Origin of the sequence: Maribacter sp. (assembly GCF_039974175.1) — a bacterium.
Lineage (GTDB): Bacteria > Bacteroidota > Bacteroidia > Flavobacteriales > Flavobacteriaceae > Maribacter_C.
In genome coordinates, this window is the sequence record NZ_JBDWJN010000003.1 from 469,145 (window position 1) to 483,905 (window position 14,761).

Annotated in this window: 16 protein-coding genes; 5 read left to right on the forward strand and 11 right to left on the reverse strand. The window is 39.1% G+C overall.

Going from position 1 to position 14,761, the window contains the following annotated elements; genetic code table 11:
- Nucleotides 1–70: 70 nt before the first annotated feature.
- The 8 genes from ABJN95_RS03120 to ABJN95_RS03155 form a co-directional block, all read right to left on the reverse strand.
- Nucleotides 71–904 (reverse strand): SDR family NAD(P)-dependent oxidoreductase, encoded by an 834-nt coding sequence (locus ABJN95_RS03120; RefSeq protein WP_348368535.1) that lies wholly within the window; start codon nucleotides 902–904, stop codon nucleotides 71–73.
- Between the two features lie 3 nt (nucleotides 905–907).
- Nucleotides 908–1,219 carry a hypothetical protein gene (locus ABJN95_RS03125; protein ID WP_348368536.1) on the reverse strand — a complete coding sequence of 104 codons (312 nt, stop codon included), beginning with the start codon at nucleotides 1,217–1,219 and terminating at the stop codon, nucleotides 908–910.
- Between the two features lie 21 nt (nucleotides 1,220–1,240).
- Nucleotides 1,241–2,002 (reverse strand): aldolase/citrate lyase family protein, encoded by a 762-nt coding sequence (locus ABJN95_RS03130; RefSeq protein ID WP_348368537.1) that lies wholly within the window; start codon nucleotides 2,000–2,002, stop codon nucleotides 1,241–1,243.
- A 308-nt stretch (nucleotides 2,003–2,310) separates the two neighbouring features.
- Nucleotides 2,311–2,838 (reverse strand): hypothetical protein, encoded by a 528-nt coding sequence (locus tag ABJN95_RS03135; protein WP_348368538.1) that lies wholly within the window; start codon nucleotides 2,836–2,838, stop codon nucleotides 2,311–2,313.
- Nucleotides 2,839–2,847: 9 nt separating this feature from the next.
- Nucleotides 2,848–4,200: an NAD(P)/FAD-dependent oxidoreductase gene (locus tag ABJN95_RS03140; RefSeq protein WP_348368539.1), complete on the reverse strand. Its 1,353-nt coding sequence runs from the start codon at nucleotides 4,198–4,200 to the stop codon at nucleotides 2,848–2,850.
- 8 nt (nucleotides 4,201–4,208) lie between these two features.
- A complete protein-coding gene (locus tag ABJN95_RS03145) occupies nucleotides 4,209–5,477 on the reverse strand; it encodes an aconitase/3-isopropylmalate dehydratase large subunit family protein (protein ID WP_348368540.1) in 1,269 nt (422 codons plus the stop codon).
- Between the two features lie 49 nt (nucleotides 5,478–5,526).
- The gene (locus ABJN95_RS03150) at nucleotides 5,527–6,045 is read right to left on the reverse strand and encodes a DUF3598 family protein (protein WP_348368541.1); all 519 of its coding nucleotides are present in this window, start codon (nucleotides 6,043–6,045) and stop codon (nucleotides 5,527–5,529) included.
- A gap of 90 nt (nucleotides 6,046–6,135) precedes the next feature.
- Nucleotides 6,136–6,780, reverse strand: a complete 645-nt coding sequence (locus tag ABJN95_RS03155) for a hypothetical protein (protein ID WP_348368542.1) — start codon at nucleotides 6,778–6,780, stop codon at nucleotides 6,136–6,138.
- Nucleotides 6,781–7,206: 426 nt separating this feature from the next.
- Here ABJN95_RS03155 and ABJN95_RS03160 point away from each other — a divergent pair, with 426 nt between their 5' ends.
- The 5 genes from ABJN95_RS03160 to ABJN95_RS03180 are packed head-to-tail and all read left to right on the forward strand — an operon-like array spanning nucleotide 7,207 to nucleotide 12,250.
- A complete protein-coding gene (locus tag ABJN95_RS03160; RefSeq protein ID WP_348368543.1) occupies nucleotides 7,207–8,487 on the forward strand; it encodes an MFS transporter in 1,281 nt (426 codons plus the stop codon).
- A 30-nt stretch (nucleotides 8,488–8,517) separates the two neighbouring features.
- Complete coding sequence (locus tag ABJN95_RS03165; RefSeq protein WP_348368544.1) at nucleotides 8,518–9,747, forward strand: MFS transporter; 1,230 nt, start codon at nucleotides 8,518–8,520, stop codon at nucleotides 9,745–9,747.
- Nucleotides 9,748–9,761: 14 nt separating this feature from the next.
- A complete protein-coding gene (locus tag ABJN95_RS03170) occupies nucleotides 9,762–10,460 on the forward strand; it encodes a chromophore lyase CpcT/CpeT (RefSeq protein ID WP_348368545.1) in 699 nt (232 codons plus the stop codon).
- A gap of 15 nt (nucleotides 10,461–10,475) precedes the next feature.
- On the forward strand, nucleotides 10,476–11,240 hold the full coding sequence (locus tag ABJN95_RS03175; protein ID WP_348368546.1) for a hypothetical protein: 765 nt from the start codon (nucleotides 10,476–10,478) through the stop codon (nucleotides 11,238–11,240).
- A 5-nt stretch (nucleotides 11,241–11,245) separates the two neighbouring features.
- Nucleotides 11,246–12,250 (forward strand): zinc-binding dehydrogenase, encoded by a 1,005-nt coding sequence (locus ABJN95_RS03180; RefSeq protein ID WP_348368547.1) that lies wholly within the window; start codon nucleotides 11,246–11,248, stop codon nucleotides 12,248–12,250.
- A 13-nt stretch (nucleotides 12,251–12,263) separates the two neighbouring features.
- Here ABJN95_RS03180 and ABJN95_RS03185 read toward each other — a convergent pair whose 3' ends face one another.
- The 3 genes from ABJN95_RS03185 to ABJN95_RS03195 are packed head-to-tail and all read right to left on the reverse strand — an operon-like array spanning nucleotide 12,264 to nucleotide 14,741.
- On the reverse strand, nucleotides 12,264–13,280 hold the full coding sequence (locus ABJN95_RS03185) for a hypothetical protein (RefSeq protein ID WP_348368548.1): 1,017 nt from the start codon (nucleotides 13,278–13,280) through the stop codon (nucleotides 12,264–12,266).
- Between the two features lie 58 nt (nucleotides 13,281–13,338).
- The gene (locus ABJN95_RS03190; RefSeq protein ID WP_348368549.1) at nucleotides 13,339–14,064 is read right to left on the reverse strand and encodes a hypothetical protein; all 726 of its coding nucleotides are present in this window, start codon (nucleotides 14,062–14,064) and stop codon (nucleotides 13,339–13,341) included.
- Nucleotides 14,065–14,075: 11 nt separating this feature from the next.
- Nucleotides 14,076–14,741: a hypothetical protein gene (locus tag ABJN95_RS03195; RefSeq protein ID WP_348368550.1), complete on the reverse strand. Its 666-nt coding sequence runs from the start codon at nucleotides 14,739–14,741 to the stop codon at nucleotides 14,076–14,078.
- Nucleotides 14,742–14,761: the final 20 nt, after the last annotated feature.

The following is a 14,761-nucleotide window of genomic DNA, read 5'->3' on the forward strand; positions in this document are numbered from 1 at the left end:
ACACGCCCAATTTTCAAAACCGACTCCATCAATAATTCTAAATTTGATTTTTGAGTTTGTATTTGTGTTTTTAATGGTATTCCTCTCCGCCAGAGACATTCATTGCTTCTCCCGTAATATAATCCGCCTGGTCAGATGCCAAGAAGGCAACTGCTTTGGCGATATCTTCTACCAGTCCGGTTCTTTTTAAAGGGTTTTTATCAACGATAGCTTGTAAATAGTCATCATATTCCAATCCTAATTTGTCACTGAAAAATTTGTTCTGCCAATGTCCCAAGCCTGTAGTGATGTGATTTGGACAAACAGCGTTAACACGTATTTTATATTGTCCTAATTCTACGGCGTTTGAACGCGTCAAACCAATCATGCCGTGTTTTGAAGAAGTATATGCTGCAGCATAAGGGAATCCTGATTTTGCAGCTTGACTTGCAATATTTATGATTACACCGCCTGTACCTTTATCAATCATTGCTATCGCCGCGTGTTTCGAACATAGAAAAGCACCCTTGAGGTTTACATCCAAAACAGCATCCCAGCTTTCTTCTTTGAATTCGGTGAAGGGTTCCATAATGTATCCAACCCCAGCATTATTCACCATGATATCTAAACTACCAAACGTCTCTTTGGTCTTCTGTACCAAATGGGCAACCTGGTCTTCGAAACGAACATCACAAACAATAGCTATCGCATTTACACCCTTGTTCTTGGCTTTCTTGACAATAGTCTCCATATCATCAGTGGTGCCAATGTGTTCTTCACTAAATTGCTCACCTTTACTTAGCCCGATATCGGTAACAACTACGTTACAACCTTGCTCTGCCAATTTTAAGACAATCGCTTCACCAATACCGTCAATACGACCTGAACCTGTAACAATAGCTGTTTTTCCCTTTAAATTATACATGACTTATGCAATTTGTTCTGAAACGATAAACATAGGGTTGTCAGCAAAAGTTTGAAATTCGGCAGCGACTTTCTGCATCGCCTCAGAGCCTACTTCTTCACCTAATTTTGCCATATCATTGATTTGTAACACTTCACAATATTGATAGGGCGAAGGGTCTTCGGTACCCATAATATTGCCTAACCTAAAAACTTTGAAATCATCTACAGAAGCCATACTTGACGCTGTAGGAACATCAGTGGTTTTCGCCCAATTTTCATACGTTTCCTTTGCGGAATCATCTTTTAGATTGAATAGAACAACAAGTGCTGACATAGTTTTCTTTTTTAATTCATTTTACTTTCGGGCTTGTAAGAAGGCGTTGCCAGCGGTCTTAATTAAACCTTGTACGGAGTTCATAACCAAAGAAGCACCTTTTTCAATAAGTGCCTCCGCGCCAGCGGCGTTGCCCGCAACAGTACCAAACCATTTTCCTGAATCTAATATTGTAGCGAAGATCTCATCTAAAACTTGCTTCACTTCATCATGAGCTGGACCGTCGTAATATCCCATGGACATGGCTAAGTCTCTCGGGCCAATAATAAATCCATCCACACCGTCAACCTTACACAATTCAGGAAGATTTTTTACGCATTCCATGGTTTCTATCTGAGGCATAACCAAGGTTTGCTCATTTGCGAATCTCACATAATCTGCTTGACTCATGACGCCTTGCATATAGTCAGCAGCTCTAACCGGACCTAATCCTCTTTTGCCAAATGGAGGATACTTAATGGCTTCAACCAAGGTCTTAACATCATCAACATTATCAATTGTCGGCATCATGACTCCCATAACACCTGAATCCATATATTGAAGAATCAACTTGGTATCAACGCTTCTAATTCTGGCTAAGGGCGTTGTGTTTCGTAACTCACAAGCACGAACCATATTTGTAATATCCGATGCGGTAATAGCTCCATGTTCACCATCAATCATATAGAAATCCATTCCAAGGAGACCGATATATTCACATAGCGTAGGGTCAATGGTTGGAGAAATTACGCCAAAACCAACTTTACCTTCGCTAATTCTTTTCTTTAATTGATTTTCTTTCATGTTATTTCATTACTTAAGGTTGGCTTTTCTTCTATTGCAATAGCACAAATATAATGAGGAACCAAGGGTATTATTCCAGTAAAATATTCACAACCATTTTTGTTCAATGCAACAATTTACAAAAAATAGTTAACATAATTAATAATTAACATAGTTAATCATTAAAAATACGATGTATCTCAAATGTTGTGACCCGCTTTTTTAAGGAAATTCTCCTAAATTCGGATCTAATCGTGAATATTGAATTCTCTAAATCAAATTGTAGAAAAGAAGCAATGGAAAAATCTAAAATAAACTAAAAATATCATTTAGCCAATTGGTTCTCCTTTGGCTATTTTATCACGAACAAAATTCATCAAACCACCAGCTGCGGACACTTCAGAAACGAAGGGTGCTACTGGTACGGACGTAAATTCAGTTCCCTTGGTAATATTCTTAATTATTCCTTTAGCCGCATCATATTCCAATTCGTCGCCCGTTTCGCATCCCAGATGCATGTCATCATCAGAGGTAATAAAGGGGAGTCCGTAGTTGATGGCATTTCTGAACTGCAATCTGGCAAAACTTGTAGCGAAAACTGCCTTAATACCAGCACCCATCAATCCCGTAATGACATGTTCTATAGATTTTCCACCTCCTGCGAAATTATGATTTGCAACTATGAAAGTAAAGCCTCGATCTTTAAAAGCATTCTCTTTTTTGAATTCTTCTTTTACCCCAGACATCACTATCTTACTATTCTCCTCTGGATCGATAGCGGAGGTCCAATATTCAGAAGTAATGATATCATAAGCCATTACATAATCATCCGCTACCCAACATGTTCCTTTTATCATGTTCTATATTTAAGTCGTTAATTCGTTATAAACTCTTCTTGCCGATTCGGCTGCTGCTTCCATTCCACGCGATTCGTGAGCGGCATGTTCACCAGCAAAGTGCATGTTACCGGCCGGTTTAATCATGTCTTCAAACCATGCTGCCTGACCAACTCCAAATTCAACATATGCTCCTTTGTTAAAAGGATATTTCCCCCAATTCTGTTGGCCTAAATATGCTATTTTTCCAATGGATGAAGGGCGTATTTCATTTATCTTTTTAATCGTGTATTCTGCAACTTCTTTTTCAGACATCTTGTCAAAAAAAGCTGTGCCGATACCATTCACCCAGCAAGCCAACTCTTTTTCAGTAGGAGATGAACTCATATTCATAATACGTTCTAAGGGCGTATCTGTCCAAATATCAACAGGCATTTCATCTTGCTCCCAAAATGGCTGCGTATGTTGTAAATGTATTTGCGTTATAGCTGTATAATTCAGTTCGTTAATTGCCTTTTTTTGATTGCTATTGAAAGTGGTGTTCATTTTAACATCCCTTAAGGTTGTAAAAGGTAGGGTGGAAACTACTTTTTTTGCGCGATATTTTGAGCCGTCAGCACAGCCTACCACAACTCCCTTTTCAGTATCGTCAATAGTGTTTACCATTTTATTGGTTAACACCGCATTTTTAAGACCAGTAGCTATTGCATTTATAAAATGCTTTGAACCACCTTTAAAATTCAAGATTCTCTCAGACCCATTAAACTTGCGAAAGGCAGAACTGTGGTACGCATTTATAGCAGATGTCTCTCGAAGGTCGTTGTAATTTGCACTGATATTAGCCAAATCTATTTGCGTCTCAGTGAGTCCGTTTCGCTTCAAAAGTTCGCTATAGGTTTCGTCTAATTCAGGTTTTTGATACCATTGATTTAACGCCGTTAACTGAGGTGATTTCCCAAAAGCAGTAAATTGTAAATAGGCTGGGTTTGTGGTTGGGTCGGGCCAATTGGCATGCAATTTCCCATCAACATATATGGCAGTTGGCGAACGCATATAGTCTGTGATGTCAATCATCTCGGTATTGAACTCCTTGACCAATTTCATCACTTCAGTATATTTATCTCCAATACCTCTTCCCCCAACTTCACGACCAATATCTTCTCGTGAAAACATACGACCTCCAATTCTATTGCTTCCTTCTAAGACTAAATAATCTTTCCCCGCTTTATCTAAAAGATGAGCCAGATATAAACCTGAAAGTCCTCCCCCTAAGATCAAGACTTCAGCATCTAGCTTTGGTGCTTGTTCTAAACAAGCAATAGGCATAACACTTAAGGCTAATCCGGCTACTCCAGATTTATGAATAAATATCCTTCTTTTCATTTAAATTCTTAAATGTCGAATGTTCTTGGGTCTGTAATCTCACCCCGAATTGCAGAGGCGGCTACTACAGAGGGAGATGTTAAATATACTTGCGCATTACGACTACCCATACGACCCGTCATATTTCTATTACCAGCACTTAAAACGATGTCGCCATCTCCTGCTACACCAGTGTGTAATCCTGCGCATGATGCACAACTAGGCGTATCTATTGCAACACCGGCTTTAATTAAGGTCTCTAAATGACCTGCCTGAAGGGCTTCTAAATAAACATCAGTACTCGCAGGTACTAAAATCATATTCACATCGCTGTGTACCTGTTTGTCTTTCATAATTTCGGCCATGATCGCAATGTCTTCCAGCCTTCCATTTGTGCAAGTACCTACAAAAGCCTTGTTGAATTTTGTACCTAACAATTTGTCTACAGTAACCGTATCGTCTAATTTTCCTGGCATAGCTAAGGTAGGTGCCAAATCAGAAATATCGATATCATACACCATGTCGTATGCTGCATCGGCATCGCTTTGCACAAAATCCCATGTATCGTTCGTTCGATTACGCAAATACCTTTCCGTTACCACGTCTGGTGCCACGATGCCATTTTTTGCACCCAAATCAACGGTCATATTACATAAAGTCATACGACCAGCCATACTCAGACTACTAATTGCCGGACCTGTAAACTCAAGTGCTTTGTAGAGAAGGTGTCCGTTCCAATGCATCATCCCCATAATATGGAGACTCAAATCTTTGGCCATAACCCAAGGTTGCCATTTACCAGTAATATTAAACTTTACGGATTTTGGTATTCTAAACCAAGCTTTTCCAGTGGCCATAGCAACGGCTGCATCTGTAACACCAATTGCATTGCCCATTGCGCCTACAGCCCCATAGGTATTGGCATGTGAATCCGTACCAATGCTTATAGTGCCAGGTAAAACATGGCCTTTCTCTACCATGATTTGATGTGCAATACCTTGACGACCCAAATCGTAGAAATTAGTAATATCATGTTGCTTTACAACCTCACGCCACTCATTCAACATATTGGCGAAACGCTGCGTTGGAGGAGGTACCAAATGGTCAGAAACACAAATGACCTTGTCTTTATCAAAGACTTCGGTTTTTCCTAGCGACCTAAATTTTTCAAAACATTGTCTGCCTAAAAAGTCCATGGTCATTACGGAGTGAATATCCGTCCAGACCAATTCACCTGGTGTCACAATATCTTTGCCGCTACTGCGGGCCATAATTTTTTCTGTAATGGTCATTCCCATATTGAGAGTAGTTTTATTCTATAAAAAGTAGTTGATAGTTAGGTAACATTTAGTTATCAGACCTTGACTCTTGACCGTTGGTTCTATTCTTTGGGAGGTCAACCCAAAACTGAGGATCAATACCGTCTTGACCACAAACTTTCCTTTCTTCAATCATGGTGATGCCATTAAAGGTGTCTCCTTCTGACCATTTCCAAACACGGATTCTATGGTCGTCATTTCCAATCAGGTCAATTTGTTCGAACAACTTCATACCCGGTCTGTGCTTATATTCCCATATGAGAACTACACTATCACCTGTCTCCCAAGCTTTACCAGAAAGTCTAGGGTTTTCAAAAATCAACTCGCTCTCTTCGTTGAAAGGACAAACTCCAAAATCAAGCATTTCCTTAAATCCATCATCCCACATATATTCATTCACCTGATGGTACTTTCTATCTGGAAGCATAGCACATGTCAAGCGGCTCTTCCACTGGTCTACCAGTTTACCATTCGCATCAATTCTTCTGTAAGTACCTTCCCAGATACCCGCATGTTTTGGAAATAATTTTAATTCGGGTGCACTCATGACTACATATTTATTAGGTTACTTAATAATCAGTTCTCTAAAATAGTTAATTTAATTAACTATTAACTTTATTAATCATTAATTTTTTAATTATTGGGTTTTAATGTCATCAAGAGGCTCATTAAACTCTACCAGAAATCCATCTGGGTCATAAAAAATACTTACCATAACCCTGATGACACCTTCTCCATCATAAGAAGGATATTCGCGTAATGTAGGCAATCTATAAACTTCAACTCCCGGAGTACTTTCAATAATTGGAAACCTTTCCTCAAGTGCGTTTGTATTGAAGAGCATTATCGAATTTTGAACTTTAAATCCTTCCTTACTCACAGGCTCGGTGACCTTACCTGTTTCGCCATATTGGTATTCCATAAGCCCCAAAACACCATAATATTCATCAACGGCCTTTAAAAAAACGAGTCGAATATATTGCTCTCCATCTTTAGTCGGATGCGGCCGCTTCAAAATCTTGTCGTAGATGATCTCCATGCCCATTGCATCTTTATAGAGGGCCAAAGACCTTTTTATATCCCTAACGATCAAAGTGGTTCTCCTGAAGATTAAAGGATGTTCTCGAGGATTAAAAACATCTGTCAAACTGTCTTCCAAAACATTAACAACATCATTCTTGTTTGAATCTTTGGCCTTTTCTTCGCCCATACAAGCTGAAAAACAGAAAACACCAATCAAAATGATAGAATGAACTATCGTATACTTTATAGTTCTGCACATGCACCTAAAATGAATTGTTGAAATTAGCCTATTCGACAGTTTCATAACATGACATATCTCATTAAAATCTAAATTCGAATTCTTCACACTAGCATCAAATTCCCCTATTAATTCAACAAGAACAGATAGGTATTTTCAACAGTTTACATAAAAATAGTTAATTTAATTAATAATTAACATACTTAATTATTAAATTTAGAGATAATTAAAAATGAGTGTGACTTTGAACTTATAAGAAAAACGAAAGAAAACCCTTTACATATTGGATAAATGCAGTTTTTAACTCCAACAATGTCAAATTTTAAGCCGTTGGACAAAACTATCTTAGGGAAACAAATCGATTTTCTTTTGTTAAATTGATTGAATCATCGCTCCAAAATTGAATAAAGTCAACTGTACTTAACCAACTACTAAAACTAAAACGCAATGAATTTTTCCAAACTAAAAGAATTTAAATTCGGCTGGCCGGTCATTCTTTCCTCAACTTTCGGAATTGGCCTTGGTATGTCACCACTACCCTTTTATACCATTGGTGTTTTTGCCATTCCATTGACAAAAAACTTTGGTTGGGGCATGGATACCGTTATGGCCGCCATGCCTGTTTTTACTATTGGCGCAGTATTCTGTGGCCCTTTAGTGGGTTATATTGCAGACAAATATGGAGCAAGAAAAACAGCAATGGTATCGGTTTTATTGTTTGGTCTGGCCTTCATGGCCTTTAGCCTAAATAACGGTTCCAAAACCCTATACTTAGCACTTTGGGCACTATTAGCCATTGCCGGAGCAGGAACTTTGCCCATGACATGGACAAGAGCTATCAACAATTGGTTCAACGAAAATAGAGGACTTGCACTTGGACTTTCCCTTTTGGGAACAGGAATATTTGGCTCTTTGGCTAAGCTTTTTGCATCAGGGTTAATTGACAATTATGGTTGGAATATGGCTTACATTGGAGTTGCCTCATTGCCTTTGTTAATATCACTACCATTGGCTTATTTTTTCTTCAGAGATACCGACGATCCTAAGGTTGCTGACAAAGTAGCCCAACTTAGAAAAGAAGTTCCAGGATATACCAAAAGTAATTCAACGGGCATGACCGTAAAACAAGCACTATCCGATTGGCGTTTCTGGCTTTTATCAATTTGCTTTTTAGTAATTTCTTTTGCTGTGGGAGGTCCGATTCCAAATCTTGAAAAAATGCTAAGTTCCAAAGGCTTTGATACTGGTGACGCCATTCTATTGGCTAGTTTTCTGGGATATGCCGTTGTTGTAGGCAGGCTCGTTGGAGGTTATCTCCTAGATCGTTTCTGGGCGCCGGCAGTCGCCTTTGTTCTATTAAGCATCCCTGCGATTTCCTGCTATATGCTACAAGGTGCAGATCTGACATATACCAATGCCTTAATTTCAGTTTGTATTCTAGGTTTTGGCGCGGGGGTGGAATATGACCTTCTAGCCTATTTGGTTTCTCGATATTTTGGAATGAAAAACTATGCAGCTATATATGGATTCTTATATGCATTTTTTGGGTTAGGTGCTGGTTTTGGACCTTATATATTTGGGAAATTCTTTACAAGCACAGGAAGCTATGACACCATTTTAGGATATGCTATGATTGCTTTTTTAGTAGGTTCTTTTCCCTTACTATTATTAGGAAGATACAGGACTTTTGAAACTGAAAACGTGTTAGAGCAAACAAAACAGACATAGCATTATTCTATTGTGCAGAAAACCAAAAACATGCGTTGGTGTATTGCTGGCACAATCTTCTTGGCCACTACCATCAATTATATTGATAGACAAGCGCTTTCCGTTGCGGCACCCGTAATTCGAGAAGATTTAGGCCTCTCGAACGAACAATATGGTTGGATAGTCAGTGCATTTTTACTCGCCTATGCCATTATGCAAATGGTATCAGGTCGTTTAATTGATGTTCTTGGCACAAAAAAAGGATTCTCCATTGCGGTAATCTGGTGGTCTATTGCCAATATGCTACATGCCTTTGGAAAAGGAATGCTAAGCTTAGGCGCATTTCGTTTTCTCTTAGGAATTGGCGAGGCAGGAAACTACCCAGCGGCTATGAAAGCCATATCAGAATGGTTTCCAAAAGAAGAACGCACCAAAGCTGTAGGCATCTTAAATATGGGTCCCGGATTAGGAGCCATCATCGCCCCGCCTCTTATGGCGTGGCTTATTACTGATTTTGGTTGGAAAATGGCATTTGTCATAACGGGAGCTATTGGGTTTATCTGGTTACTACTTTGGAGATGGGTGTACTATGAACCTCAGCAACATCCGAGAATATCACAAGAAGAATTGACATTAATTCAACAAGAGCAAGAAAATGAGGCGCACGAACAAAAATTGCCGTGGTTGCATTACTTCAAATACAGAGAAGTTTGGGGGCTGACCTTATCTCGCTTTGTTTCCGATGGGGCATTTTACTTTTTTGTGTTCTGGTTGCCATCTTGGCTGGCCGATGTAAAGGGATTTAGCTTAATGGAAATTGGCCTTTTCGCATGGATTCCCTTCCTGCTATCCGATATTGGAAGTTTTTTTGGTGGCTGGACGGGTGGTCAACTCATGAAAAACGGACATTCACTTGATGCTTCTAGAAAATGGGTTATTTGGATAGGAGCGATTTTAGTTGTTCCCGTTTTAGGATGCTTATATATTGAATCTCCGTATTGGGCCATTGGCTTAATTAGCTTTTCACTATTTGCTACCCAGTTCAAACAAGCATCCTTGTTCACACTTCCCATTGACTTATTCGGAAAAAAAGATGCCGCTTCAGTTTGGGGAATTTCCGGTTCTGCCGGTAGCTTTGGCGCCATGTTATTTACCCCTTTAATAGGGTGGTTGGTAGATACTATCTCCTATTCACCGGTCTTCGTAATTGTTTCATTTTTACATATCATTTCAGCAATATTAGTTATGTTATTTATTCCGAAAATTCGACGCATTGTTTGATTAAAGAAAACACTATGAAAAGATTTTTAGCAATTCCAGTCCTCTTACTTCTATTGACCTTTGGTAGTGAGCCTAAATCAACTTTTTCCTCTGAAAACGTTAGTGTTAATAAACTACAACAAGATTTAGACACGCTGTTGAAATGGTTTCCAGGGGAGTACGACAATCATCAACAGGTCTACAAAGAAGCTGTTGGTAAGTTAGCTTCAGAAAAGCGTCATCGTCAGACGCATCATATATTTAAAGAAGTTCAACTCGATTTTATCTCTGGTCGTACTTTATATGCACAGCAATCGCAGCACTATGATTTAGATGATTTGTATCGCCAGAGAATATATGCTTTTGAAATTGACAAAAAGGAAAAAGCCATTCGACTTCGAATTTACACTCCAAAAGAGCCAAGAGAACTAAAAAACGGGCATCAAAATCCAGAAATGTTTGCGACCCTATCTCTAGATGATTTTTTCTTAAAACCCGGCTGCGATGTGTTTTGGAAACGAGAAGGAAATGTTTTTAAGGGATATCTTAAGGAAAATGACTGTAATTATTATTCCGATAGGTTCGAAACCCAAGTGTACCTCAACGAAACCTTGATATTACGAGAAGATGCTTTACTATTGAATGATTCAGCTAAAGATGGCGACGGTAAACCCGTCTTTGGTGTACATGACAAAGGGCCAACCATTAACCTCAAAGAAAAACCCTGTAAATAATACAAAATCTAAGAAATGAAACAACTAAGTCTTATAACGGTATGCTATGTATTGCTCCTCTTTAGTTGTAAAGAGCAGAACGTAAAAAAAGAATCACATGAGCCTTTGACGGCAACCCAAATTATGCAAAAAGCGCATGAAAAAGCAGGGGGCGCCTTCTGGCAGAAACCTAAAAGTTTAACTCTGACGGGGTATGGAATTTTCTATCCGAATGGAGCACCAGTAAAACATGAAACTCATAATATGTGGCGCGAATTTGCTATGACTAAAAATGAGGCCCATAAAGCAAATGGTAAAGTGCGTATTGAGTCGTTTCGAGATAGTATCCCTGTTTTTATTGTGACCTATGATGGTGAAAACACCTATGACCTTAGTGGGAAACAAGAAAAGTCGGATGCCGATAATCGTTGGGCTTCCAACTTTGGATATGGCGCAATACGTCATGCCTTGGACGATGGCTATACGCTAGAGCTGGTTGCCGATGATACCGTTAAAACACAACCAGCATATACCCTCAAGCTTATTGACCCTAACAAGGGTGAAACCTTTTTCGGAATCGATAAAAAAGATTTTAAAATCGTAAAAGTTGCATTTCAAACACCAAGAGGCTGGCATCATAGGGAATATTCAGAGTTCTTTTCTAAAAAAGATTATTCTTGGTTACAGGCGGGTCATGTAGCGCTTTTTTATGATGGAAAAATCTCGAATGAAGTATTCTGGACCGATTTTGAGGTCAATGAAGATCTGCCCCATAGTCTATTTGTATTAAAAACAAAATAAATCTGATGCAGAACACACAGTTGGTCATTTCGCAATTTTCAGATTCCATAAGGGAAGCCACTGAAATTATTGAACGTCCTATTCCTAAATTGGAAGACCATGAGGTATTAATTCAGAATAAATTCATTGGAATCAATGCGCTTTACGACAGAGAATTATACCGTGGAAGAGTACCATATATCGATGTAAAATTTCCATATGTTTTTGGTGTAGAAACTGTTGGAGTAGTCGTTGAAATCGGAAAGAATGTCAAAAGTGTAAAAACTGGCCAAGCCCTATCTACAGTTAAAGTTGGCACAGCTTACCAGGAATATCAAATTATTACTGAGGCGGAGGTAATTAAAATTCCCGAAGCTACTCCGGAGTATTTAACCTTAAATCCTACAGGAGTTTCAGCTTACTTGGCTTTAAATAATACAGCGGAATTAAAAGACGGAGAAACCATAGTTGTTTCAGCAGCATCAGGTGGACTTGGCCATATTGTGGTTCAACTATCCAAAAGAAAAAATTGCCATGTGGTTGCCATTTGTGGTAACCCAAAAAAAGTAGAACTACTAAAAAGTTTGAATGCATGCGACCGCATTATAAATTATCGTGAAGAAGATATAGCCAAAGTATTAAGTGAGGAATACCCCAATAAGATAGATGTTGGATTTGACTCTGTAGGCACCTATATGTTTGATGCTTTCTTAGCAAATTTAGCCCCTCTTGGGCGCTTGGTTGTAAGTGGATTGGCAACCGAGCTAACCGCTCCCAAATTTGAACAAATCAATAGATCGAGAGTCTATGAAAGTATTTATTGGAAAGGAGCTTCAGTACGTTGTTTTATGAATCACCTGTTTCGGGAACAACAGCAAAAAGGCCGAGAATACTTGTTCGATTTATATCGAAAAGGTGCGTTACAAGTAAAAGTCGACCCTAGCTCTTTTGAGGGAATAGCATCAATAGTCAACGCTTCTGAATATTTATTGGCAGGAAAAAGTTGCGGAAAGGTGGTGGTAAAAATGTAAAATAGAATGGCAATTAAGGTGTTTCTTGCGAATCACATTGGCGCATGTAATACGAGTGCGGACCAATACGGCCGTCAGCCTGAACCATCTCTATATTAAAGTCTTCAGGCAGTGAAAATGCTGTAAAAGTATACACGGTTGGCTTTCCTTTGTAAATATATCTTTGTGGTTGAAAAATAGGGGCATACCCATTGGTTTCGGCCTCCTCTGCAGCAATGTTGATGTTTTCATAGAGAAAACCCAAATGGTCTAAACCGATTCTAATTGAACCATCAGCACGCCTAGATGAAACATCTTTAGAATGAATTCCCAAAGCTTTTGGTTCAGACAAAATCAATTTTGCATCAGCAACCTTTAAACCAACACTTTTTTCACCCCTCGCAAAATGCTTTGCCGCAAATACTTTTTCAAAATATGCCTGAGTGGTTTCAACGTCCTTTACCATAAATTGAATATGGTCAATCGCATACTTAGCAGCCCCAAAGTTGTATTCAGGCCGCTCCACAATAACAATTTCGACTCCATCAGGCCCGTACACACTAAATGCCGGGGTGTTAGGCTCTAAAGGAAGTGAAATATGCTTTTCTGAAATTTCCACACCTTCCTTGAGAAGTTGCGAACGCGCCTTATCAAGAGATACAGTGCAGATAGCCAACCATTTTGCCCCATAAACCGGTCTTATTTTTTCAGATTGAGGTAAAATAAGTTTTGTATCGAGCCAACGTTGATTTCGCTCGGTTGGTAAATCAGCATAGGGACCAATTGGTGTAATCGTAATTGTTGGACCTTGCCATTGTAGTGAAAGAAAACGAGCGAGGTCAAACCTAGTTCCAGGATGTGCCATTTCGCGAGCACCAAAATGCTTTTTAAAAAACCCAACCGCCTTCTCTTCATTAGTCACAATAAAGTGAATGTCATCTAGATGAATAGGCTTTACTTTATTTGAATTTATACCTGAACATGAAATGGTAATAACCGCACAAATCAATGCCGTTATTTTAAGCCATACTTTATTTTGTTGAAGTATCATGTACCAATTATTAACTAACGAACCTAAGCAGTATTCAGTTGTAACACGATGTAGTAGCCTACATATTGAAATACGCTACACTTTCTAACTCGTAATGCGTTTGCATGTATCCTGCAGCTCCAGCCTTTAAGAATAGATAGTCATCATCTGCAGTTACCCAAACATGATAAGGTGGATGTTCTTCTAGCAAACTGCCAGCCGTATCGCCCACAGCAAAATGTCGAGCCTTAAATGTACCTGCGGAAATAGTAATTTCTTCATCACCTAAATATTCGATACTCATCTGTTTCATTTTGAAGAGCATGGGGCCTGTTGCTCCCCTATGGTCTGGTGAAGTGAGCATGAAATTTTTTATCATTTGTTTGCCCACTCCTTTTGAAATATCATATAGTTTCATCAGGAGTCCGTCACCTACAATAGGGTGCGACTGTAGCCAAGGAACTTTTTTTTCGGTTTCAATTCTCTTGCTAACACGCCCATCTTTACGATTGTACATTTCGCACTCTGCATGATTTTCATCAAATCGAAACCAACCCGTACCTTCGAACTGGTCTCCAACTGAAAGGCGAACACTACAATCGATGGGTGAACCATCTAAATGCATTGCCTGCATCACATCACGAATTACATTGGGTTCGTCATCTATTTCACAATGCGCATCCATTAAGAGAACTCCATCACTTTGCCTTGTCAGTGTAAAAAACTCACGCCCTCGTTCTTGGTCTAAACGCTCTGGTTTTTTGCTTGTATAGCGAATGTATCCGCGGATGGTTTTATGTTTCATTGATTTCCTATTTATCCTAACAAATGAAGTCCTAAAGCAGCTGCAAGCGAGGTGCCTATCCAAATTCCATAAACATAGGGCAGACATGCATCCATACTCTTTTTTAAAGTGGTGTTCACGGCATCTCTCTCATCTCCCTGCATCAATTTAATAAAAGCTGGGGTAAACTTTGCTAAATGATATCGAATCCCTAGGCCAAACAAAATAAGGGCGCAAACTATCAAAAGTTTATAACTTAAGTAGGGTGCCAAGATATAGGTTGGCTGTACAAGTGAATAGATAGCGATTGCCCCGACTATGACAACGATAATAGGACGCAACCAAAAATCAAGCGTTTTCAATTTCTTTTTCTGTGCTTCATTTTTACTAAAGTGCAACGTCAACACCAATACCAACCACAGCAGACTGAATACCCAAAAAGCGATGAGTGCGGTTGAACTTATTTTTATCAAGCCAATCAATGAGGCCATATGAACTCCAGTAGGCATTATCAAAGGCATAGCAATTCGCGGACCTAAATCACAACCCAACAAGATCTGTAAAGCGGTTGCGCGTTGCGGCGGAGATAACTTTGTATTCACCACAAACTTGCTCGAATAGTAAGTTCCCATATCGGTTCCCAGCCAGAAGACGAACAACAGAATGTGTACATATTTTAGAATTAAAAATATACTCATGGTTTTGGTTTTAGTTATTT

Coding starts and splice junctions, on each gene's coding strand:
- ABJN95_RS03120 (WP_348368535.1), bottom strand. CDS start 904: ATGTATAATTTAAAGGGAAAAACAGCTATTGTTACAGGTTCAGGTCGT.
- ABJN95_RS03125 (WP_348368536.1), bottom strand. CDS start 1,219: ATGTCAGCACTTGTTGTTCTATTCAATCTAAAAGATGATTCCGCAAAG.
- ABJN95_RS03130 (WP_348368537.1), bottom strand. CDS start 2,002: ATGAAAGAAAATCAATTAAAGAAAAGAATTAGCGAAGGTAAAGTTGGT.
- ABJN95_RS03135 (WP_348368538.1), bottom strand. CDS start 2,838: ATGATAAAAGGAACATGTTGGGTAGCGGATGATTATGTAATGGCTTAT.
- ABJN95_RS03140 (WP_348368539.1), bottom strand. CDS start 4,200: ATGAAAAGAAGGATATTTATTCATAAATCTGGAGTAGCCGGATTAGCC.
- ABJN95_RS03145 (WP_348368540.1), bottom strand. CDS start 5,477: ATGGGAATGACCATTACAGAAAAAATTATGGCCCGCAGTAGCGGCAAA.
- ABJN95_RS03150 (WP_348368541.1), bottom strand. CDS start 6,045: ATGAGTGCACCCGAATTAAAATTATTTCCAAAACATGCGGGTATCTGG.
- ABJN95_RS03155 (WP_348368542.1), bottom strand. CDS start 6,780: ATGTGCAGAACTATAAAGTATACGATAGTTCATTCTATCATTTTGATT.
- ABJN95_RS03160 (WP_348368543.1), top strand. CDS start 7,207: ATGAATTTTTCCAAACTAAAAGAATTTAAATTCGGCTGGCCGGTCATT.
- ABJN95_RS03165 (WP_348368544.1), top strand. CDS start 8,518: ATGCGTTGGTGTATTGCTGGCACAATCTTCTTGGCCACTACCATCAAT.
- ABJN95_RS03170 (WP_348368545.1), top strand. CDS start 9,762: ATGAAAAGATTTTTAGCAATTCCAGTCCTCTTACTTCTATTGACCTTT.
- ABJN95_RS03175 (WP_348368546.1), top strand. CDS start 10,476: ATGAAACAACTAAGTCTTATAACGGTATGCTATGTATTGCTCCTCTTT.
- ABJN95_RS03180 (WP_348368547.1), top strand. CDS start 11,246: ATGCAGAACACACAGTTGGTCATTTCGCAATTTTCAGATTCCATAAGG.
- ABJN95_RS03185 (WP_348368548.1), bottom strand. CDS start 13,280: ATGATACTTCAACAAAATAAAGTATGGCTTAAAATAACGGCATTGATT.
- ABJN95_RS03190 (WP_348368549.1), bottom strand. CDS start 14,064: ATGAAACATAAAACCATCCGCGGATACATTCGCTATACAAGCAAAAAA.
- ABJN95_RS03195 (WP_348368550.1), bottom strand. CDS start 14,741: ATGAGTATATTTTTAATTCTAAAATATGTACACATTCTGTTGTTCGTC.